The organism is Streptomyces malaysiensis subsp. malaysiensis, assembly GCF_040653035.1.
GTDB classification, from domain to species: domain Bacteria; phylum Actinomycetota; class Actinomycetes; order Streptomycetales; family Streptomycetaceae; genus Streptomyces; species Streptomyces malaysiensis.
The window spans coordinates 14,893-35,182 of sequence record NZ_JBEZNG010000004.1; the positions used below are offsets into that span (position 1 = coordinate 14,893).

General features: G+C 72.2%; 16 protein-coding genes. 7 read left to right on the forward strand and 9 right to left on the reverse strand.

Annotated features, from left to right (window positions below):
- Nucleotides 1-7: 7 nt before the first annotated feature.
- The 4 genes from AB0E24_RS09615 to AB0E24_RS09630 are packed head-to-tail and all read right to left on the reverse strand — an operon-like array spanning nt 8 to nt 4,578.
- Nucleotides 8-799 carry a CDP-alcohol phosphatidyltransferase family protein gene (locus AB0E24_RS09615; RefSeq protein ID WP_079153687.1) on the reverse strand — a complete coding sequence of 264 codons (792 nt, stop codon included), beginning with the start codon at nt 797-799 and terminating at the stop codon, nt 8-10.
- A complete protein-coding gene (locus AB0E24_RS09620) occupies nt 765-1,838 on the reverse strand; it encodes an iron-containing alcohol dehydrogenase family protein (protein ID WP_069872399.1) in 1,074 nt (357 codons plus the stop codon). The genes AB0E24_RS09615 and AB0E24_RS09620 overlap by 35 nt, the downstream gene beginning before the upstream one ends.
- Nucleotides 1,826-2,578: a phosphocholine cytidylyltransferase family protein gene (locus tag AB0E24_RS09625; protein WP_069872403.1), complete on the reverse strand. Its 753-nt coding sequence runs from the start codon at nt 2,576-2,578 to the stop codon at nt 1,826-1,828. Before AB0E24_RS09625 ends, AB0E24_RS09620 begins: the two co-directional genes overlap by 13 nt.
- Nucleotides 2,575-4,578 (reverse strand): DUF5941 domain-containing protein, encoded by a 2,004-nt coding sequence (locus tag AB0E24_RS09630; protein WP_435865257.1) that lies wholly within the window; start codon nt 4,576-4,578, stop codon nt 2,575-2,577. The genes AB0E24_RS09625 and AB0E24_RS09630 overlap by 4 nt, the downstream gene beginning before the upstream one ends.
- Nucleotides 4,579-4,926: 348 nt before the next feature.
- Here AB0E24_RS09630 and galE point away from each other — a divergent pair, with 348 nt between their 5' ends.
- From galE to idi, 3 genes are all read left to right on the forward strand, one after another.
- Nucleotides 4,927-5,913 carry a UDP-glucose 4-epimerase GalE gene (gene galE / locus AB0E24_RS09635; protein ID WP_347237513.1) on the forward strand — a complete coding sequence of 329 codons (987 nt, stop codon included), beginning with the start codon at nt 4,927-4,929 and terminating at the stop codon, nt 5,911-5,913.
- Nucleotides 5,914-5,986: 73 nt separating this feature from the next.
- Nucleotides 5,987-6,910 carry a cation diffusion facilitator family transporter gene (locus AB0E24_RS09640; RefSeq protein ID WP_359375847.1) on the forward strand — a complete coding sequence of 308 codons (924 nt, stop codon included), beginning with the start codon at nt 5,987-5,989 and terminating at the stop codon, nt 6,908-6,910.
- A 64-nt stretch (nt 6,911-6,974) separates the two neighbouring features.
- Nucleotides 6,975-7,589: an isopentenyl-diphosphate Delta-isomerase gene (idi, locus tag AB0E24_RS09645; RefSeq protein WP_069872410.1), complete on the forward strand. Its 615-nt coding sequence runs from the start codon at nt 6,975-6,977 to the stop codon at nt 7,587-7,589.
- On the opposite strand, the gene AB0E24_RS09650 is transcribed toward idi, so the two are convergent.
- Complete coding sequence (locus AB0E24_RS09650; RefSeq protein ID WP_359375850.1) at nt 7,564-8,070, reverse strand: ATP-binding protein; 507 nt, start codon at nt 8,068-8,070, stop codon at nt 7,564-7,566. The two genes, idi and AB0E24_RS09650, sit on opposite strands and share 26 nt — an antisense overlap.
- Before the next feature lie 280 nt (nt 8,071-8,350).
- On the opposite strand from AB0E24_RS09650, the gene AB0E24_RS09655 reads away from it, so the two are divergent.
- The 4 genes from AB0E24_RS09655 to AB0E24_RS09670 all read left to right on the forward strand — a co-directional run bounded on the left by AB0E24_RS09655 (nt 8,351) and on the right by AB0E24_RS09670 (nt 12,971).
- A complete protein-coding gene (locus AB0E24_RS09655) occupies nt 8,351-9,109 on the forward strand; it encodes an enoyl-CoA hydratase/isomerase family protein (RefSeq protein WP_069872415.1) in 759 nt (252 codons plus the stop codon).
- Between the two features lie 90 nt (nt 9,110-9,199).
- Entirely contained in the window at nt 9,200-10,063 is an 864-nt protein-coding gene (locus AB0E24_RS09660) for an SCO6745 family protein (RefSeq protein ID WP_079259573.1), read from the forward strand.
- Between the two features lie 248 nt (nt 10,064-10,311).
- Nucleotides 10,312-10,452, forward strand: coding sequence for an LPFR motif small protein (locus AB0E24_RS09665; protein ID WP_167459952.1), 141 nt, complete (start codon nt 10,312-10,314; stop codon nt 10,450-10,452).
- A gap of 140 nt (nt 10,453-10,592) precedes the next feature.
- A complete protein-coding gene (locus AB0E24_RS09670; protein WP_359375854.1) occupies nt 10,593-12,971 on the forward strand; it encodes a Tex family protein in 2,379 nt (792 codons plus the stop codon).
- Between the two features lie 629 nt (nt 12,972-13,600).
- Here AB0E24_RS09670 and AB0E24_RS09675 read toward each other — a convergent pair.
- From AB0E24_RS09675 to AB0E24_RS09690, 4 genes are all read right to left on the reverse strand, one after another.
- On the reverse strand, nt 13,601-14,644 hold the full coding sequence (locus AB0E24_RS09675) for an oxidoreductase (RefSeq protein ID WP_359375856.1): 1,044 nt from the start codon (nt 14,642-14,644) through the stop codon (nt 13,601-13,603).
- 214 nt (nt 14,645-14,858) lie between these two features.
- Nucleotides 14,859-16,589, reverse strand: coding sequence for a BCCT family transporter (locus AB0E24_RS09680; RefSeq protein WP_069872420.1), 1,731 nt, complete (start codon nt 16,587-16,589; stop codon nt 14,859-14,861).
- A gap of 180 nt (nt 16,590-16,769) precedes the next feature.
- Nucleotides 16,770-18,092, reverse strand: coding sequence for a M14 family metallopeptidase (locus AB0E24_RS09685; RefSeq protein WP_359375859.1), 1,323 nt, complete (start codon nt 18,090-18,092; stop codon nt 16,770-16,772).
- 119 nt (nt 18,093-18,211) lie between these two features.
- On the reverse strand, nt 18,212-20,221 hold the full coding sequence (locus AB0E24_RS09690; RefSeq protein ID WP_359375861.1) for a Xaa-Pro dipeptidyl-peptidase: 2,010 nt from the start codon (nt 20,219-20,221) through the stop codon (nt 18,212-18,214).
- Nucleotides 20,222-20,290: the final 69 nt, after the last annotated feature.

Sequence of the window (20,290 nt, forward strand, 5' to 3'; positions counted from 1 at the left end):
TTCATGCTCACTTGAGCCTGCTCGACGCGAGGATGGACACGAGGTGAAGCAGGGTTTGCAGCAGGGCGATACCGGCCAGTACGGCCACGCCCAGCCGGGTGAAGAACAGGTCGCCGCGCACCTGGTCCACGACCGCCAGCACGAGGATGAGCAGCGATGCCTCGATCCCGAGGACCAGCCGGTGGAACTTCAGCGCCGCGGCCGCCCTGCGGGCCAGCGCCACACCGGAGGAGCGCGGCTCGGAGGCCGCCTCCTTGACCGGTGGCAGACCGCCCTGGTGCCGGGCGACCCCGACGAGGTCGGTCTCGGCCTTGATCAGGATGGCGCCGAGCGCGGCGAGGGTGCCGAGGAACGCCCACAGCCAGTCGATCCGCCCGGAGCCCCACAGATCGGCGGCGCGCAGACCGAAGCCGACGAGCACCGCGGCGTCGCACAGGTAGGCGCCGACCCGGTCCAGATACACACCGCCCAGCGAGAACTGCTGCTTCCACCGGGCTATCTCGCCGTCCACGCAGTCCAGCAGCAGGTAGAGCTGGACCATCAGCACCCCGAGCACGGCGCCCGCGATCCCCGGCACCAGCAGGGCCGGGGCGGCGAGGACGCCGAAGACGGTCATCAGATACGTCAGCTGGTTGGGTGTGACCCGCGTGTTCACCAGGTACCGGTCGCAGCGCAGCGAGATCTCCCGCATGTACAGGCGCCCGGCCCAGTGTTCACCGCTCCGCCGGTCCTTCACCCCTTCGGGGTGGACGACCGGGCGGAGTTCAGCCACTGATGGTTTGACTGACTGCTTTGGCATAGTCGGCGTATGCGTCCCTGATCGCGTCGGTGGACAGGTCGAGGTGCTCGAGGATCGTGTAGCGGCCGGGGCGCGTCTTCGGAGCGAACTCCACGACCTGGACGAACTCGTCCACGGTGAAGCCGATCTCCTCGGGCAGCACCGGCAGACCGTGCCGGTGCAGCACCTCGGCCATATGCTCCGACTCCTCGTGCGCCCCGCGCAGACGCATCGCGAAGGCGGCGGCCAGACCGCACTGCTCGCCGTGGCTGGCGGCGCGCTTGGGGAAGAGGAGGTCGAAGGCGTGGTTGATCTCGTGGCAGGCACCGGAGGCCGGGCGGGAGTCCCCCGCGACCGACATGGAGATGCCGGTGAGCACCAGTCCCTCGGCCAGCACCTGGAGGAAGCCGTCGTCGCCGACCCCGCCGGGGTGGCGCAGCACGGCCTCGCCGGCCTGGCGCGCCATCGCGGCCGCGAGCCCGTCGATCTGTTCACCGGTCTCGCGGTGGGACAGCTCCCAGTCGGCGACCGCGGAGACGTTGGACAGCGCGTCGCCGATACCGGAGCGGACGAAGCGGACCGGCGCCTCCCGGATCACATCGAGGTCGATGACCACGGCGATCGGGTTGGGCACCCCGTACGAGCCGCGGCCCGCGTCGTTGTCGAGGGTCGCGACCGGGGAGCACAGACCGTCGTGCGAGAGGTTGGTGGCGACGGCGACCAGCGGAAGGCCGATGCGCGCCGCGGCGAACTTCGCACAGTCGATGATCTTTCCGCCGCCCAGCCCCACGACCGCGTCGTAGTGCCCCGACTTCATGCGGTCGGCGAGCTTGATCGCGTCGTCCAGGGTGCCGCCGCCGACCTCGTACCAGCTCGCGCCCGGCAGCGCGGGCGCCAGCCGCTCGCGCAGCACGGCGCCGGAGCCGCCGCTGATGGCGATCGCCAGCTTGCCGGAGGCGGAGATCCGCTGGTCGGCGAGGACCCCCGCGAGATCGTCCAGGGCGCCCGCGCGGATGTCGACGACGAGCGGCGAGGGGATGAGCCTCGTCAGTACAGGCACGCGATTTCACGGCCCTTCGCCAGATCGTCGTGGTTGTCGATCTCTACCCACTTGACGTCGCCGATCGGCGCCACGTCCACCTTGAAGCCCCGGTTGACCAGCTCCTGGTAGCCGTCCTCGTAGTAGAGGTCGGGGTCGCGCTCGAAGGTGGTCTTCAGCGCGTCCGCGAGGTCGGCGGCGGCCTCGCCCTCGATGAGGGTGACGCCGATGTACTCACCGGTCGCCTCGGCCGGGTCCATCAGCTTGGTGATCTTCTGGACGCCCTTGTCGGGGTCGGCGACGACCTTCATCTCCTCGTCGGCGAGCTGCTTGACGGTGTCCAGGGCGAGGATGATCTTCTGCCCGTTGCCGCGCGCGGCCAGCAGGGTCTTCTCGACCGAGACCGGGTGCACGGTGTCGCCGTTGGCGAGGATCACGGAGTGCTGGATCGCGTCACGGGCGCACCACAGGGAATAGGCGTTGTTCCACTCCTCGGCCTTGTCGTTGTCGATCAGCGTGAGCTTCACGCCGTACTTCCGCTCCAGGGCCTCCTTGCGCTCGTACACGGCCTCCTTGCGGTAGCCGACGACGATGGCGACCTCGGTCAGACCGATCTCCGCGAAGTTGCCGAGGGTCAGGTCGAGGACGGTCGTCTCGTCTTCCTTCCCCTCGGGTCCCACCGGCACCAGCGCCTTGGGAAGCGTGTCGGTGTAGGGGCGCAGACGCCGTCCGGCGCCGGCCGCGAGCACGAGGCCGATCATGCGGGTTCTCCTGTTTCGTCGTGTACGGCGGGTGCTCCTGAGGACACCCAGAAGCGGATGCTCTCGGTGAGCACCGCCAGCGCGAGGGCCGCCGCCAAAGCGGTCAACGCGATGGTGAAACCTTGGTTCCGGTGGTGCAGCAGGGCAGCGGCGGCCGTGACCGCCACCGTCCGCCCCTCGTGCCCGCCGATCGCCCGCACCAGCAGGTGCGGAGGCGCCCCCGTGCCGCCCCGGATGCGGTACACGGTGTCGTAGTGATGGTAGGCGACGGCCGCAATCAGCCCGAAAGCCGCCGGCAAGGCGCCGTTCACCTCCGAGCAAGCCGCAAGGATGAGGATGACGCCGTATTCGGCGGCGCGGAAGAGCGGCGGCACCAGCCAGTCGAGCGGGCCCTTGAGCGGCGCGGCGACGGCGACGCCCGCGAGGACCGCGTAGAGCACCGCACATCCGACCGGCACCCAGGAGCCGAAACCGGCGGCCGCGGTGCCGGCCAGGACGGCCGCGGCCCCGAGGGCGGCGGAGAGCGGGGCGAGGTACGAACTCGGCCCGCGGGGGGCGGCCTTGGCCACCAGCTCGGCCAGCGGACCGGTGTCCGCGAGCTCGGCGAGGGCGTGGGCGGCCCGGTCGGTGCGCTCCGCCCGGCGGGTCAGCGAGCGCAGCACCCGGCCGGCGGTGGTGTAGCAGGCGGCCAGCGCACAGCCGACGAGCAGCACATAGAAGGTGATACGGGGGGTGGTGAACGCCGTCAGCACGGCGATCATCGCCCAGCGCTCACCGATCGGCAGCACGATCATGCGGCGCACCCAGACCGTCCAGCCGACGCTGTCCAGGCGGCCGGAGAGGGCGGCGGTGGGGCTGGTGTTGCCGGTGGCGTCGTGGTTGGCCTCGTTGAAGGCGAAGTCCACGACATGGCGGCAGGTCTGGAGCACCATCGCGCCCAGCGCCAGCGCCCAGACGTCATCGCCGTCGGCGCGGGCGGCGCCGAGGGCGAGGCCCGCGTAGTAGGCGTACTCCTTGGCCCGGTCGAACGTGGCGTCCAGCCAGGCGCCGAGCGTGGAGTACTGGAGCGAGTAGCGGGCCAGCTGTCCGTCGGTGCAGTCGAGCACGAACGAGGCGATCAGCAGCACACCGGCCGAGACGAACCCGGGCCGGGTGCCGGTGGCGGCGCACGCCGCCGCGATGAGCGCGGTGAGCAGGGAAGCGGTGGTGACCTGGTTGGGGGTCAGCCCGCGCCGGGCGCACCAGCGGGCGATATAGCGGGAGTACGGGCTGATGCAGAAGGTCGTGAAGAAGCCGTCCCGCGACTTCACCGCGGACCGCAGCCGCACCCGCTCGTCGTCCACCGCATCCACGGCGTCCTGTGCCTTCGCCCGCGACAGCGCGTCCGCGGGCACGGCGGCCACGAGCACACCGAGCTCGGGCCGGTGCACGGGGACGCCTTCGGCGTCGAGGGCGGCGGCGAGGTCGTCCACGCGGGAGTGGGCGCCGGGGGCAGCGGCGGTCCCGGACGGTCGCGTCCGGCTCCGGCTTTCGGCGTACTCGCCCGATGCGTGTGCCGCGGCGTCCGCACTCGAAGCCGCGCCCGCGTCGCCGCCCCCGGCGTCCGCGCCGGGGCGCGGGGCCGAGCCGAGGGGCGGCCGCGCCTGCCCCGCCCGGCCGGGCACGGTGGCGGGCACCCCTGTCGGCGCGGTCTCGCGCTCCGGGCTCTCGGCGGGGCCGAGGGCCCGAGCGGGGGCGACGGTGGGCGCCCCGCCTCCGCTCCCGGAGATCCGCGCCGTGGCGGCGGCAGCCGTCACCGCGCGGGCCAGGGCCGTACGGGCCTCCGGCTGAACGCTGAGCGCGCCGCGCACCGCGGCCGCGGGGAAGCGGGGGTCGGTGAGGGCCAGCCGCAGGGTATGGACATGGCCGACGAACCGGGGGTCCACGAGGGCCACCCGCTCATGCGCCGGGACGGCGGCGAGCTCCGCCGTGACCCCGGCGGCGTCGTTCGCCGTACGCACGTCGAAGCCCAGCGACCGCAGGCCGTCCTCGAGGGACGAGCCGGCGACCGGCGCACCGGTGAGAATCGCGGTCGACAGACGAACTCACTCCTTGGCAGCTGACATGGTGGCCGCGCCGCTGATGGCGCGGGCAGGGGCCCTCCGGGCCATGGGCATCACACGCCCTCGCCCCGCTGGGGCTGGCGGCACGTCCGGCAGAGGCTATCGGATCGATGGAAGCCGCCGTTCACCGCGCATTCACCACACGATCGGGGGAACGACCACTTCCGCGTGACGTCGATCATCATGGTGGATGGCGGCTGCCCTCCACAAACGGCGACCGTCCCGGCCACGGATAGGGTGCGGGGCATGACATGGCTGATCACAGGTGGTGCCGGATATATCGGGTCGCATGTTGTGCGGGCCATGGCCGAGGCGGGCGAGTCCGTGGCCGTGCTCGACGATCTGTCCAGCGGCGTACGGGCGCGGCTGCCTGAGGATGTGCCGCTGGTCCGCGGCTCCGCCCTCGACCGTGAGCTGCTGGACCGCACCTTCGCCGAGCTGAACGTGACCGGTGTGGTGCATCTCGCGGCGAAGAAGCAGGTCGGGGAGTCCGTGGAGCAGCCGCTGCGCTACTACCGCGAGAATGTGCACGGGCTCACGGTGCTGCTGGAGGCGGCGGTCGCGGCCGGGGTCGGCCGCTTCCTCTTCTCCTCCTCCGCCGCCGTCTACGGCATGCCCGATGTGGAACTCGTCACCGAGGACACCCCGTGCCGGCCGATCAATCCGTACGGGGAGACCAAGCTGGCCGGAGAATGGCTGGTCAGAGCGGCGGGCGCGGCCCACTCCCTGTCCACGGCCTGTCTGCGCTACTTCAATGTGGCGGGTGCCACGCGCCCCGAGCTGTCCGACACCGGAGTGTTCAACATCATCCCGATGATGTTCGAGCGGATCACCGAGGGGCGGCCGCCCCGGATCTTCGGTGCCGACTACGACACCCCCGACGGCACCTGTATCCGCGACTACATCCATGTCGAGGATCTGGCCTCCGCCCATCTGGCCGTGGCCCGCCGGCTGGCCGCGCAGCCGGGGCCGGGTGACCTCACGGTGAACATCGGCACCGGTCAGGGCGTCTCGGTGCGCGAGATGTCCGATCTCATCGGCGAGATCACCGGCCACCCCGAACTCACCCCCGTGGTCGAGCCGCGCCGGGCGGGCGATCCGGCGCAGGTCGTGGGATCCACCGAACTGATCGCCAAGGAGCTGGGCTGGAGCGCCCGGCACGATGTCCGCGCGATGGTGGAGTCGGCCTGGGAGGGCTGGTGCCTGCGCCACCCCGAGGCCCGGCGCGGCTGACCGGGCCGCGTCCCGGCGCCGTAGTTCACTGGTGAGCAGGGGGCCGCGGCGCCGGGAGGAGGGCCGTACGCACATGGGCGCAGGCCATGACCACGCGCGCGGCCACACCACCGCGGGCGCCGCCCACCGCTGGCGGCTGCGGATCGCCCTGGGCATCACCCTCACCGTGATGGCCGTGGAGATCATCGGTGGTCTGCTCGCCGGCTCCCTGGCCCTGCTCGCGGACGCCGGCCATATGGCGACGGACGCGCTCGGGCTCTCGATGGCGCTGCTGGCGATCCACTTCGCGGGCCGTCCCCCGAGCCCGCACCGCACCTACGGCTATGCCCGCGCCGAGATCCTGGCGGCCCTGGGCAACTGTCTGCTGCTGTTCGGCGTCGGCGGCTACATCCTCTACGAGGCGGTGCTGCGGTTCCTCACCCCGACCGCCACCGAGGGCGGGCTGACCATCGTCTTCGGCGCCGTCGGCCTGGCGGCGAACCTGGTGTCGCTGGCCCTGCTCAGGGGCGGCCAGCGCACCAGCCTGAACGTCCGGGGCGCCTTCCTGGAGGTCGCGGCGGACGCGCTGGGCTCGGTGGCGGTGCTGGTGTCCGCCGGGATCATTCTCACGACCGGCTGGCAGACGGCCGATCCCCTGGCCTCGCTGGTGATCGCGCTCATGATCGTTCCGCGGACGTACAAGCTGCTGCGCGAGACGCTGAACGTGCTCCTTGAGGCGGCGCCGCGCGATGTCGACATGGCGGCCGTACACGCCCATATCCTCGGCCTGCCCGGGGTCGAGGGGCTGCACGACCTCCATGTGTGGACCATCACCTCGGGGATGCCGGTGCTCTCGGCGCATGTGGTGGTCGCCCCGGGGGCCCTGGACACGATGGGTCACGAGCGGATGCTGCACGCCCTCCAGGAATGTCTGGGGGAGCACTTCGATGTCGCGCACTGCACGTTCCAGCTGGAACCGGGTGGGCATGCTGATCACGAAGCCAAGCTGTGCCACTGACACGGTCACCGGGCACACGTGCGGCAGACTTGGACGTTCACGAGTCGGAACTATGAGGATGGTCATGCCGATCACACCTGCCAACGGCGGCTCCGCCAAGACCGCCGAGACCGCCGCACCCAGCGGTTCCGCGGAACCGATCATGCTCGAGCTGGTCGACGAGGACGGTACGACGATCGGTACCGCGGAGAAGCTCTCCGCGCATCTCGCACCCGGCAAGCTGCACCGGGCGTTCTCCGTCTTCCTCTTCGACGACGAGGGGCGGCTGCTGCTTCAGCGCCGTGCGCTGAGCAAATACCACTCCCCCGGGGTCTGGTCCAACACCTGCTGCGGCCACCCCTACCCCGGTGAGCCGCCGTTCGCGGCCGCCGCCCGGCGCACTGGTGAGGAGCTGGGCGCGGCGCCCGCGCTGCTGCGGGAGGCGGGCACGGTCCGCTACAACCACCCCGACCCGGCCTCTGGCCTGGTGGAGCAGGAGTACAACCACGTCTTCGCGGGGCTGGTGGGGGCCACTCCCAACCCGGATCCCGAGGAGATCAGCGAGATCGCCTTCGTCACCCCCGATGAGCTGGAGAAGCTGCTGCGCGACGCGGGGCCGTTCTCGGCGTGGTTCATGAACGTGCTGGACACGGCCCGCCCGACGGTCCGTGAGCTCACCGGGACGGCGGCCGGCTGGTAGTGGCGCCGGGCAGCGGAAGGGCGGCCCAGACCACCTTGCCGCCGCCCGCCGTGTGGTCGACGTCGTAGGCCCCGCCGGCCTCCTCCGTGATCGCCGTCACGAGCAGCAGTCCACGCCCGCCGGTCCCGCCCTGGTCCGCCATCAGCGCGACGGGCCGGTAGGGATGGTTGTCCTCGACGGCGATCCTGACCCAGCCCCGGTTCAGGGAGACCTCGACGGCGATCTCGGGGGAGAGCAGCGCGGCGTGCCGTACCGCGTTGGTGACCAGCTCGGAGGCGATCAGGAGCAGACTCTCCACCAGTTCCTCGTCGACCGGAGCACGCTGATGGACCAGCAGCTCGCGCACCGCGCGCCGGGCCTGGGGCACGGAGGAGTCCAGGGCGGGTGCGGTGAACCGCCAGGTCCCCTCGTAGGCGGCCGGCGGCGGGGGCGCGGGCGGGGCGTGCCCCGGTTCGGAGGGGACTCTCCCGACGATCTCCATGTCCGATACTCACCCCTCGCCGCGGCCCGACCACTCATACCGAGTGTTGGGAAGCCCCGGTACTGACCGATGGAGTAGCCAGAACTTGGCGCTTATCGAGCGCTTTTGACCGTTGGCGTATGCCAGCGTCACGCGCTCGACTGTTCCTGCTCGCCTGGATTCCGACCATGGTGACTCTGACTTGACCGGCCACTCCGGCCCGAACGGCGTCCGGCCCGGCTCCCGCCCCACCCGGGTGCCGTCGGGGGCGCCCCCGAGCGGCCCGGATACGATCCGCGGCATGGAGCCCTCTCTGGAGCACGAGGTCGCCGACGGCATAGCGACCGTCGTCATCCACAATCCCGCCAAGCGCAACGCGATGACCCTGGGGATGTGGCGGGCGCTGCCGCCGCTGCTGGCCCGGCTCGCCGCCGACCCCGCCGTACGGGCGCTGGTCCTCACCGGCGACGGCGACACCTTCTGCGCGGGCGCCGACATCGGCTCCCTGAGCGGCACGTACGAGGCGACCACCGGGGTCGCGCTGCCCGCCGAGGAGGCGCTGGCCGCCTTCCCCAAGCCGACCCTGGCCGCGCTGCGCGGCTACTGCGTGGGCGGCGGCTGCCAGCTCGCGGCCGCCTGCGATCTGCGGTTCGCCGAGGAGGGCACCCGCTTCGGGATCACCCCGGCCAAGCTGGGCATCGTCTACGCCCCCGGCTCGACCCGCCGGCTGGTCGAGCTGGTGGGCCCGGCCACCGCCAAGTTCCTGCTGTTCTCGGGCGAACTGATCGACACCGAACGGGCGCTGCGCACCGGGCTGGTGGACGAGGTGCTGCCGGCGGGCGGACTCGACAAGCGGGTGGCGGAGTTCACGCGGGTGCTGGTCTCCCGGTCGCAGCTCACCCAGTCGGCGGTCAAGGAGTTCGCGGCCGGGCCCGTGGAGCCGGACCGGGTGGCGTACTGGCAGGAGCAGATACGGCACAGCGCGGAGGCCGCGGAGGGTATCGCGGCCTTCCTGGAACGCCGCACGCCGCGCTTCCGCTGGACGCCACCGACCGGCTGAGCGGGGTAAGTGGCCGGATCCGGCGGGCCGATGGGATCTTGGTGAGGTCCGGGCTACCGGGTGTGACTACCTGTCGGTAGCGTGCGGCCCATGACCACTCTCCCCGAGCTTGCCGCTCGTCGCTGCTACAGCGTCGTCAACCCGATCCACTCCGCCATCTACTTCTCCCCCGACTTCGGCGAGGAACTCGCCAAGCTGGGCCTGGAGGACAGCACGGCCGGCTACTTCATCGGCCGCGCGGCGCCGCTGGGACGGGTGTGCGCGGGCACCGTCACCGCGACCTTCTTCAACTTCAACCATGAGTTGATCGCCCGTCATATTCCGGCCGCGTGGGACGTGGTCTCCCCCGAGGCCGCCCTCGAGGCCCGGCTGCGGGCCGCCGACTCGGTGCTGCGGCGGGTGCTGGGCGAGGAGGTCATAGCCTCCAAGGAGGTGGCCGAGGCCGCGGAGCTGGCGCTGCGCGCCACCGAAGCGTGTACGCGCCAGGCGCGCCCCCTCTACGCGGCCCACGCCGATCTGCCCGTGCCGGACACCCCGCATCTGGCGCTGTGGCACGCCGCCACGCTGCTGCGCGAACACCGCGGCGACGGCCATCTGATGACCTTGGTCGGCGCCGGGCTCGACCCGGTCGAGGCGCTGGCCTCGCACACCGCGACCGGTCAGGGCATGTCCACCAAGTGGATCCTGCGGACCCGCGGCTTCAGCGCCGAGGAGTGGGAGGCGGGCCGGCAGCGGCTGCGCGACCGCGGGGTGCTCACCGCCGACAACGAGCTGACGGAGGCGGGCGAGCGGCTGCGCAAGGACCTCGAGGCCGAGACCGACCGCCTGGACGCGGCCCCGTACGAGCACCTGGGCGCCGAGGGTGTGGCCCGGCTGACCGAGCTGGCCACCGCCCTCAGCACCACCGCCCGTGAGAACGGCGCCTTCCCGGCGGACCTCCGCAGCAAGGACTGAAACGGACGGCCCGGCCGAGCCGCCCGTCCCGTGGCCGTGCCTCCCCCCGGGGGCACGGCCACGGCCGCGGGGTGGCCGGGTTTGGCAGGGGCACATCGGGATACCCGCCTTGTTGTGCGCGATCGGCCGTCTGACAACCGGGCGCCCACACCGCGCGCCGCGTACGCCGGCACCAGCCCGTGCGCCGCGTTGCGAACGGTGCTCGGCGGCCGCCGCCGACCCGCCACCGACCGACAGGAGGTATCCCCGTGTTCCGCGCCATCGCCGACGTGCTCCGTGCCATCGGTGCCGCCATCGCGACCGTGGTGACGCTTCCCTTCCGCGCGCTGGCCCGCCTCTTCGGCGGCGCCTCGGACGCGGTGAGCGGACCGCGCCGCAGGCGGGTGTGATGACCGTTTCCGGCTGATACCGGTGTCCGACCGGCCCGTATCCGACCCTCCCGGCCCGCCGAAAGCGTCGGCCGCGACCGCTTCGTCAGTGCCACCTGCCACAATGCAGGAGCAGTGCAGACCGAAAGCGGAGCGTGATCGTGACGACGTCCATCGAAGGCAGGATCGCCGAGGAACTCGGCGTACGGGAACGGCAGGTCAAAGCCGCCGTCGAGCTGCTCGACGGCGGCTCCACCGTGCCGTTCATCGCGCGCTACCGCAAGGAAGCGACGGAGATGCTCGACGACGCGCAGCTGCGCTCCCTGGAGGAGCGGCTGCGCTATCTGCGGGAGCTCGAGGAGCGGCGCGCCGCCGTCCTCGAGTCGATCCGCTCCCAGGGCAAGCTGGACGAGGCCCTGGAGGCGCAGATCCTCGCCGCGGACTCCAAGGCCCGGCTGGAGGACATCTACCTCCCCTACAAGCCCAAGCGGCGCACGAAGGCGCAGATCGCCCGCGAGGCCGGTCTTGAGCCGCTCGCGGACGGGCTGCTGGGCGACCCGGCCGTGGAGCCCCTGGCCGCCGCGGCGGCCTTCGTGGACGCCGAGAAGGGCGTCGCGGACGCGGCCGCCGCGCTGGAGGGGGCCCGCGCCATCCTCACCGAGCGGTTCAGCGAGGACGCCGACCTCATCGGCGAGCTGCGTGAGCGCATGTGGGAGCGCGGCCGGGTGGCCACCAAGGTGCGGGACGGCAAGGAGGAGGCGGGCGCCAAGTTCGCCGACTACTTCGACTTCGCCGAGCCGTTCACCGAGCTGCCCTCGCACCGGGTGCTGGCGATGTTCCGCGGTGAGAAGGAGGAGGTCCTCGACCTCACCCTGGAGCCGGAGGAGCCCTCCGAGGAGGCCGGCCCCACCTCCTACGAGCGCTCCATCGCCCACCGCTTCGGCATCGCGGACCGCGGCCGCCCCGCCGACAAGTGGCTGGCCGACACGGTGCGCTGGGCCTGGCGCACCCGCGTCCTGGTCCACCTCGGCATCGATCTGCGGCTGCGGCTGCGGCAGGCCGCCGAGGACGAGGCGGTTCGCGTCTTCGCCGCCAACCTCCGCGATCTGCTGCTCGCCGCCCCGGCCGGGACGCGCGCCACGATGGGCCTCGACCCCGGCTTCCGTACGGGCGTGAAGGTGGCGGTGGTCGACGCGACCGGCAAGGTGGCGGCCACCGACACGATCTATCCGCACGTCCCCCGCAACCAGTGGGACGAGGCCATCGCCAAGCTGGCCGCGCTGGCGCGGGAGCACAAGGTGGAGCTCATCGCGATCGGCAACGGCACGGCGTCCCGCGAGACCGACAAGCTGGCGGGCGAGCTGTGCGGCAAGCACCCCGAGCTCAAGCTCACCAAGGTGATGGTCTCGGAGGCGGGCGCCTCGGTGTACTCGGCCTCCGCCTTCGCCTCGCAGGAGCTGCCGGAGCTCGATGTCTCGCTGCGCGGCGCCGTGTCCATCGCGCGCCGGCTCCAGGATCCGCTGGCCGAGCTGGTCAAGATCGACCCGAAGTCGATCGGTGTCGGTCAGTACCAGCACGACCTGTCCGAGGTGAAGCTCTCCCGCTCGCTCGACGCGGTCGTCGAGGACTGTGTGAACGGCGTGGGGGTGGACGTCAACACGGCCTCCGCCCCGCTGCTCAGCCGGGTTTCGGGCATCGGCACCGGCCTCGCGGAGAACATCGTCTCCCACCGCGACGCCAACGGCCCGTTCCGCGACCGCAAGGCGCTCAAGGGCGTGGCCCGGCTCGGTCCCAAGGCGTATGAGCAGTGCGCGGGCTTCCTGCGCATCCGCGGCGGCGACGACCCGCTGGACGCGTCGAGCGTGCACCCCGAGTCGTATCCGGTGGTGCGGCGGATGGCCACCAAGGCGGGCGGCGAGGTGGCCACCCTCATCGGCAACACGGGGGTGCTGCGGGGCCTGCGGCCGGACGAGTTCGTGGACGACGCCTTCGGTCTGCCGACCGTCACCGACATCCTCAAGGAGCTGGAGAAGCCGGGCCGCGACCCGCGTCCCGCCTTCAAGACGGCGACCTTCAAGGACGGCGTCGAGAAGATCGGCGACCTGTCCGCCGGGATGATCCTGGAGGGCGTGGTCACCAATGTCGCGGCGTTCGGGGCGTTCGTCGACGTCGGTGTGCACCAGGACGGTCTGGTGCACGTCTCCGCGATGTCCAAGACGTTCGTCAAGGACCCGCGGGATGTGGTCAAGCCCGGTGACATCGTGCGGGTCAAGGTCCTGGACGTCGACATCCCGCGCAAGCGGATCTCGCTGACGCTCCGGCTCGACGACGAGGCGGGCGCGCCGTCCGGCGGCGGCCGTGACCGCAACCGCTCCGAGGACGCCCGCGGCCAGCGGGGCGGGGGCCGCCGCGGCGCGCCCCAGCAGCGCCAGGGCGGCGGCCGTGGCCAGCGCGGCGGCGGCCGCGACGCGGCCCCGGCGAACGGGGCGATGGCCGACGCCCTGCGGCGTGCGGGTCTGCTGGACCCGAAGAAGCGCTGAGCGCTCCGCTGGGAGTGCCCTGAGCTGCCGTCGATCGTCCACGGCGCCGTCGTGGCCGGTCGCGCCCGCGCGGCGGAGCCGCAGATCGACACAGCCCGGCGCCCCTTCGGGGCGCCACCGAACCGCAGCCGACCTCCGCCGATCCGCTCGGCCCTCCGGCGCCGAAACCGGCTCGCCCCGCCCGGCCCCGCCATGACGGCGAGGCCGGGCGGGGCGGGCGGCGAGCGGCGGGCAGCGGGCGGCGGGCGGCGGGCGGCGGGGCGATCAAGCGAGCCGATTCGGCCTCGTAAGGCCCGGCGTGCGCCCGGCTCAGTTCCCGAGCGTGCTCGGCGACGACTGTCCCGAGGCATGTACCGCGCTCGGGCTGGAGCCATACGAGACCGGCTACGGGCCCCCGGCCACCGCTGAGAGGTGGTCGGAGCCGCGCGTCACCGTCGCGCGCGGCGCCTCCTTCAGGCGCCGTTCGACCATGCCCCCATGCCCCCCGCCTGGGACCGCGGCGCGGCGGGCGCCTTCTGGCCGCCCGTTCTGATCCGGCATGATCCACGCGTCGTCGCGGCACGGGCCGACGGCGAGGTCACCGCGGACCTGGCCCGCCGGGGAGAGGGCATGGGACCGACGCCCCTCCCCTACCGTTCCACGGGGGTGATCCGCACCGTGTCGTTCGTTCGGGCTACCAGGAAGGACCGGCCGCGGACGGCGCGAGGGTCCAGGGGGACGCGGTGGGTGCCCGGGGGCAGGACGGCGTCGAGGAGTGCGTGCGTACGGGGGCGGGACAGCCGGTCAAGGCGGTGGGCCAGCAGCCGCACCCGGCAGGCCGAAGCGATCTCGACCACCGCCTCGGCGCCGCCCGCCACCGCCGTCAGACCGAGCAGGCGGCGGTGGTCCTGGGAGGTGCGGTCCAGTGCCTGGACGACCTGGGCGACGAGCAGCGGGACGATCGGGGCGAGCGCGGTGACGCACACCGCCTCCGAGCACGCCGCCGCAAAGGCCCGCCGGACCGCGTCGCGCTCATCCTCGCGCACCGTCCCGCCGAAGACCACCACACCGTATTTGCGCAGCTCATCCGCGTGGGCGCCGACCGCGTCCAGGGTGATCTCGGCGCCGACGCCGATACGGCGCAGCGCGGCGGCCAGCTTGGCGAGGACGGCGGCGCGCGGCCCGATCAGCAGCGCCCGCGGGCCCGTGGGAATCCCGGGCGCGGGCGCGCCGTCGGCCGTCAGCAGCCGCCTCAGCGCGGCTCGGTACCGCTCACCGTGGAAGCGGTAGGGGCCGATGTCGTGGTAGCCGTCGCGCTCGGCGTCCGGGGTCTCGCCGGTCTGCCAGCCGAAGTCACGCCAGATGACGTCCGGACCGTCCCGTTCGATGACGGCGGTGAGGGCCCCGCACTCCGGCCCCTCGCACTCCGGGCAGCCGTAGATGATGAACCGGCTGCCGTCCAGCGGCGGCTCCGCCTCCAGCAGCAGCCTCCGGACCTGGTCGGCGAAGGCGGCGGGCCCGGTGTCGGCGGTGAGCGGTGAGACCGCGTCGAGGTCGGCGAGGCGCGCCAGCAGGGGTCTGCCGTCCACCACGAAGTCCAGGAAGTCGCGGTGGGTTTGGTACGTGCCGTCGGCCTGCACACCGCCCGCGCGCATCGCCGGCATCAGCCCGAAGGTCACGTACTCGGAGGTCATGCCCCAAGTATTCCCGGTTCGGGCGGTATCGGGGGGAAACCGGCGGTGCGCCGGGCGGCCCGGGTCGCCGCCCGGCTTTCCTCGGGGTGCCGGGACGGCCGCCCGGCTCTCCCCCGGCACACACGACGCGCCGCCCGGACCGACGGGGGTCCGGGCGGCGGGGTACGGTCGCGCCCGGCACACGGGCGGGCGGAGAGCGACCGGGGGAATCGGCCTAACGGGCCTCGGCGACGGGAGCCCGGTCGCCCGATTCGGCCGCGCCGTCCTCGTTCCCCGACGGGGAGTCGGACGCGGAGGGGCTCGCCGGGCCGATGCGGATCTCGAACTCGCCGTCGTACTTCTCATGACCGGCGATGACCGCCATCTCGACGGCCTCCTCGCCCTTCTCGCCCCGGACGATCAGCGGATCGCGGCGCAGATCCTTCAGCAGCGCCCAGCACAGCCCCACCATCACCAGTGTGAAGGGGGCCGCCACCAGGATCGTCAGATTCTGGAGCCCGGTGAGGGCGTCGCCCCCACCACCGCCGATCAGCAGCATCACGGCCGCCACCGCGCCCGTGACCACGCCCCAGAAGATGACGACGAAGCGGGTCGGCTCGAAGGCGCCCTTCTGCGAGAGCGTGCCCATCACGATGGACGCCGCGTCGGCGCCGGAGACGAAGAAGATGCCGACCAGGACCATCACCAGCACGCTCATCACACCGGCGACCGGGTACTGGTCGAGCACCCCGAACAGCTGCCCCTCGGGGGTGGTTTCCTTCCCCAGCCGGCCCGCGGCCTGGAGCTTCATCGACGAGCCGCCGAAGATGGCGAACCACAGCAGGCTGACGGTGCTCGGGACCAGGATCACACCGCCCACGAACTGCCGGATGGTGCGGCCGCGGCTGATCCGGGCGATGAACATGCCCACGAACGGCGTCCAGGAGATCCACCAGGCCCAGTAGAAGACCGTCCAGCTGCTCAGCCAGTCCGCGACCGACTTACCACCGGTGGCCTCGGTGCGGCCCACCAGCTGCGGCAGATCGCCGATGTAGGAGCCGATCGAGGTCGGCAGCAGATCGAGGATGATGATGGTCGGCCCGGCCACGAAGACGAAGACCGCGAGGAAGAGCGCCAGCACCATATTGATGTTGGACAGCCACTGGATGCCCTTGGCGACACCCGAGACGGCGGACGCGATGAAGGCCGCGGTCAGGATCGCGATGACGGCGACCAGCAGCCCCGTGCCCACATCGCTCTTCCAGCCCAGCACCTCCACACCGCTGCCGATCTGGAGCGCGCCGAGGCCGAGCGAGGCGGCGGAGCCGAAGAGCGTGGCGAAGATGGCCAGGATGTCGATGACCCGGCCGCCCCAGCCGTTGGCGTTCTTCGAGCCGATGAGCGGGGTGAAGACCGCGCTGATCGTCTGCCGGCGGCCGCGGCGGAAGGTGCTGTACGCGATGGCCAGGCCGACGACCGCGTAGATGGCCCAGGGGTGCAGCGTCCAGTGGAAGAGCGTGGTGGACATCGCGGTCTGCATCTTCTCGGCCGCGCTGGCGGGGTCGGTCCCGGGTGGCGGGGACACGAAGTGCGCCAGCGGCTCACTGACGCCGTAGAACATCAGACCGATGCCCATGCCCGCGCTGAACATCATCGCGACCCATGAGACGGTCCGGAATTCGGGTTCCTCACCCTCCTTTCCAAGGGTGATCTTGCCGTAGCGGCTCATGGCCAGCCAGAGGGCGAAGATCACGAATCCCGACGCGGCCAGGACGAAGGCCCATCCGCCGTTGTGGATCAGCCCGGAGAGCATGCTGTCCGAGACGCTCTCCAGGGTGTCGCTGGCCACCGCCCCCCAGATGACGAAGGCGACCGTGAGCGCGGCGGAGACGCCGAAAACCACACGGTCCGTGCTGGGGGACCGATGGGACCCGGCGTGGTCGGGGCCGGGAAGATCCTCGGTCACCGGCGGATCGCCGCTGACGTCCCCCGTAGTTGTACCTGTCTGCGGCACGCAAAAGCCCTTTCACTGGAGGTTTATCTGACGGACTTTCGGCTACCCAGGACTCTGAGATGCATGCCAACCGACCGTGAGGGCCGGTGTTTTCGTGTGCCCTCGGGGCGTTCGCGCCCTCGGGGCGTCAGCTCAGCACGTGTCCACCGGCTGCCCGGCGGTGAGGTGGTACGCGGCCCGCCCGTCCAGCAGCAGCGGCACCAGCGCACGGGCCGACTGGCGCAGCGGTACGAAGGCGCCCCCGTCACCCTTGACGGGTCGGGCCGTCACCGCGTGCAGGGCCAACTCGTCCCGTACCTCGCCGTACTGGGCCGCGTCCAGCCGGTAGCCGCACGGCGGGTCCGTCAGAACCGTGCCGTCCTCCGGCGGTTCGTTGTCGGCGCCGTCGAGGTAGACCGGGCCCCGGTCCGCGTAACCGGCCAGCCGCGCCGCCGTCGTGGCCGCCTCGATCCGGGCGCGCCGCTCGGTGATGAAGTCGAAGGAGCCCTTCAGGGCGGCCAGATGGGAGCCCACCCGGCGGCGGTTGTTGAGCGCGGGGTCGGCCTTCTCGGCGTCGGTGAGCGGGTCGACCCGGGTCTCGACCAGCAGCCCGATCGAGTGCTTGACACCCGCGGTGTTCCGCAGGATCCGCTCCTGGCCGTCGCCCGCCACCTGCTTGACCGGCTCCCCGGTCTCGGGGTCGGTCCAGATGCCGTAGACGCCGGTGGTGTGGCCCGCGGCCTCGACGCCGGGGCGCACATAGGCGTCCGACAGGGTGCTCGCCTCCCGGTGCACCGGGTCGTGGGTGTTGAGGTTGCGCGGCCACAGCGCCAGCAGGTCCTTGGTGTAGTACGGGGCGGTCGCCCCGTACTCATGCAGATCGTGGACGGTGTCGGGGCGCCAGTCGCGGATGACGCCCGCCATCGCGCGGGATTCGGCGGTGCTGAGCGCGATGTGGTCGCGGTTGATGTCCACGCCGTCGGAGTTGCCGCGGGTGTCGGCGGCGCGGCCGTCGGGGTTGGCGGTCGGGACCACGAGGACCTGGGTGCGCTCCAGGAAGCGGCGCGTGTCGCGGTCCTTGGCGTAGGCGAGGTCGCGGACGGTGGTCAGACACGCCTCGCGGCCGGAGGGTTCGTCGCCGTGCTGGGAACAGATCAGCAGCAGGACGTTGCCGCGCGCCGCTTCGGCGGGATCGGCGGGGGCGGCCGGTGCGCCGATGCGCACCAGCCGCAGCGGCCGCCCCTGCGCGGTGGCGCCGATCCGGTCGACGGCGACGCGCGGGCCGGCCTTGTCGACGGCCGCGAGGAAGTCCGCCTCCTCGCCTTGGGTGGTCCACCGGGCGCCATGGCTGATCTCGAACCCGGTACGCGGCGGGCGCTGCTCGGCCTGCGCGGGCGCGCTGAGGAACGACCCGGCCAGCAGGGCACCGATCGCGCCGCAGGTGGCGCTGCGGATCAGGGGTGACCGCGAGAACACGAAGGACCTCCTGGGGTGTGGGAGTACGGGTGCGGGGTGGGTTACGGCGTTCTGTCACGGCCCGCCACCGGTGGGTCCCCGCCGCCATGGCCGTGGCGGCGGGGACCCACCGGCACGGGTCAGTCGTGGGTGGAGACGGACGGGAGCGGGGTCCGGTGGTGCGGGGCCCGTACGCCCTTCAGGGGCGGGGTGGCCGCCGTGCGCGAGGGGGCGGCCGCGGCCTTCGGGGCGCCGCCGACCAGCGGCAGCCGGGCCGAGGTGCGGGGCAGGTCGACGGTCAGCCGCGGGGTGGTGGACGGCGGCTCGATGAGGCCCGCGTCGGTGCCCGCGACGATCAGGCCGAGGCGGTGGCCGGCCGGGACCACATGGTCGGTCGCCGCGAGGTCCAGGGTGATGGTGTACGCCTTGCCCGGGGTCAGCGGGCGGGCCTTGCCGTCGTCCGCGTAGTGCCCGAGGTCGGCCCAGCCCCGGCTGAAGACCGTGTAGTCCACGTCCTCCTTGTCGGCGGCGGTCTCCTTGAAGCAGGCGCTGTCGCCCGCCGTGGAACTGCCCCAGCAGGTGCGCCGGTCGAGGGTGGTGATCCCCTCGCCCGCTGCCGTGTAGTCGCGGATGGTGGCCGGGCCGAGGTCGACCAGGACCGCGGAGAGATGGGCGTCGGCGGTGGAGGGCGTGGCGGTGACGGTGACCGTGCCGGAGCCGGACAGCCGCAGGTCCCGCTCGAGCGGACCGGTGGTGAAGCCCGCCTTGCCGGGCGTCGAGGTGTCGATCGCCGCGGACCAGTCGGCCTCGCTCAGCGCGGGGTCGTCGGTGAAGGTCTCCGTAGAGCCGGGCTCGGCCCGCTCGGTGCCGAGCACGCCCACTCCGGCGGTGGCGCCGCCGCGCGGGCGCAGAGTGGTCTGCCGGGTGCCGGACGGGGGCCAGACCCGGTCGGTGGACCACTGGTCGGGGGCGCGCTCGACATCGGCCATCGGCTCGCGCTCGATGCCGTTGTCGATCCCGAGCAGATAGTGGTCGAACCAGCGGTGCAGGGTGCGCACCCACTCCTCGCGCCGGAAGTCGAACGGGTCGACATGCCCGGTCTGGGAGAGCCAGATCTTGCGCTCGACGCCCGCGTCGGCGAGGGCGTTCCACCACTGTCCGAGGTGCTTGGTGCGCACGTTGAGGTCCTGCGCGCCGTGGACGGCGAAGACGCTGGCCCGCACCTTGCCGGCGTCCGGCACATAGTGGCGGTCGTTCCACAGACCGGTCCAGTCGCCGTTGCGCGGGGCGCCCTCGACGAGACGTTTCTGTACGGCGGCGCAGCGGGCGTGCGCGCCGTCGCTCTCGACGGTGTCCGAGAGTCCGTCGGGGCCGGAGTCGAAGAGCGGGGCGCCCTTGGCGAAGTAGTAGTCGTACCAGGAGGAGATGGCGCCGATGGGCACGATGGTCTTGAGCCCCTTGACGCCGCTGGCGGCGACCCCGTTGGCGATGGTGCCGTCGTAGCTCTTGCCGATCATTCCGGTGGCGCCGTTGGACCAGCCCGCCTTGACGGTCCGTCCGCCGGTGGCGGTGGTGTATCCGGTCGCGCGGCCGTTCAGCCAGTCGACCACGGCCTTGGCGGACAGGATGTCGGAGCGGCCGCCGACGTCCACACAGCCGTCGGAGCGGTTGGTTCCGGCGAGGTCGACCAGGACGGTGGCGTAGCCGCGCGGTACGAAGTAGTTGTCGTAGAAGAGCGGGAAGCGGACCGGGTTCCCGGCGGCGTCATAGGTCTTGGTCTGGCTCTCGTTGCCGCGCCCGCAGCAGGAGTAGTACGGACTGGCGTCCATGATGACGGGGACGCGGCGGCCCTGCGCCTCGGGTTCGCGCGGCCGCACGATGTCGACGGCGACCCGGTCGGTCCGTCCGTCCGCGTCGCCGTCGATCGTGGTGTCCACCCATACGGATTCGCGGATGGCGTTCTCGTAGGAGTAGACCGGTCTGCTTTCGGATCTGCTGTCGGCTGTGCTCCCCGGCGCGGCGGAGGCGGCGTGGGCGGCCTGGGCGCCGAGCGGTGGCAGCAGGGATATGGCGGCGGCGACCAGCGCGGTGACCGCCGACAGTACGAGTGTGGTCCAGGGTATGCGGGATCTCCGCGTCTGTAGCAGCACGGCCGGACGGTAGCGCGAGTCAACTCCCGTACAGAAGAGGGCGATAGATGTCGTGAACGGGTCCGAGTC

Coding starts and splice junctions, on each gene's coding strand:
- AB0E24_RS09650 (WP_359375850.1), bottom strand. CDS start 8,070: ATGGAGATCGTCGGGAGAGTCCCCTCCGAACCGGGGCACGCCCCGCCC.
- galE (WP_347237513.1), top strand. CDS start 4,927: ATGACATGGCTGATCACAGGTGGTGCCGGATATATCGGGTCGCATGTT.
- AB0E24_RS09625 (WP_069872403.1), bottom strand. CDS start 2,578: ATGATCGGCCTCGTGCTCGCGGCCGGCGCCGGACGGCGTCTGCGCCCC.
- AB0E24_RS09655 (WP_069872415.1), top strand. CDS start 8,351: ATGGAGCCCTCTCTGGAGCACGAGGTCGCCGACGGCATAGCGACCGTC.
- AB0E24_RS09660 (WP_079259573.1), top strand. CDS start 9,200: ATGACCACTCTCCCCGAGCTTGCCGCTCGTCGCTGCTACAGCGTCGTC.
- AB0E24_RS09640 (WP_359375847.1), top strand. CDS start 5,987: ATGGGCGCAGGCCATGACCACGCGCGCGGCCACACCACCGCGGGCGCC.
- AB0E24_RS09675 (WP_359375856.1), bottom strand. CDS start 14,644: ATGACCTCCGAGTACGTGACCTTCGGGCTGATGCCGGCGATGCGCGCG.
- AB0E24_RS09615 (WP_079153687.1), bottom strand. CDS start 799: ATGCCAAAGCAGTCAGTCAAACCATCAGTGGCTGAACTCCGCCCGGTC.
- idi (WP_069872410.1), top strand. CDS start 6,975: ATGCCGATCACACCTGCCAACGGCGGCTCCGCCAAGACCGCCGAGACC.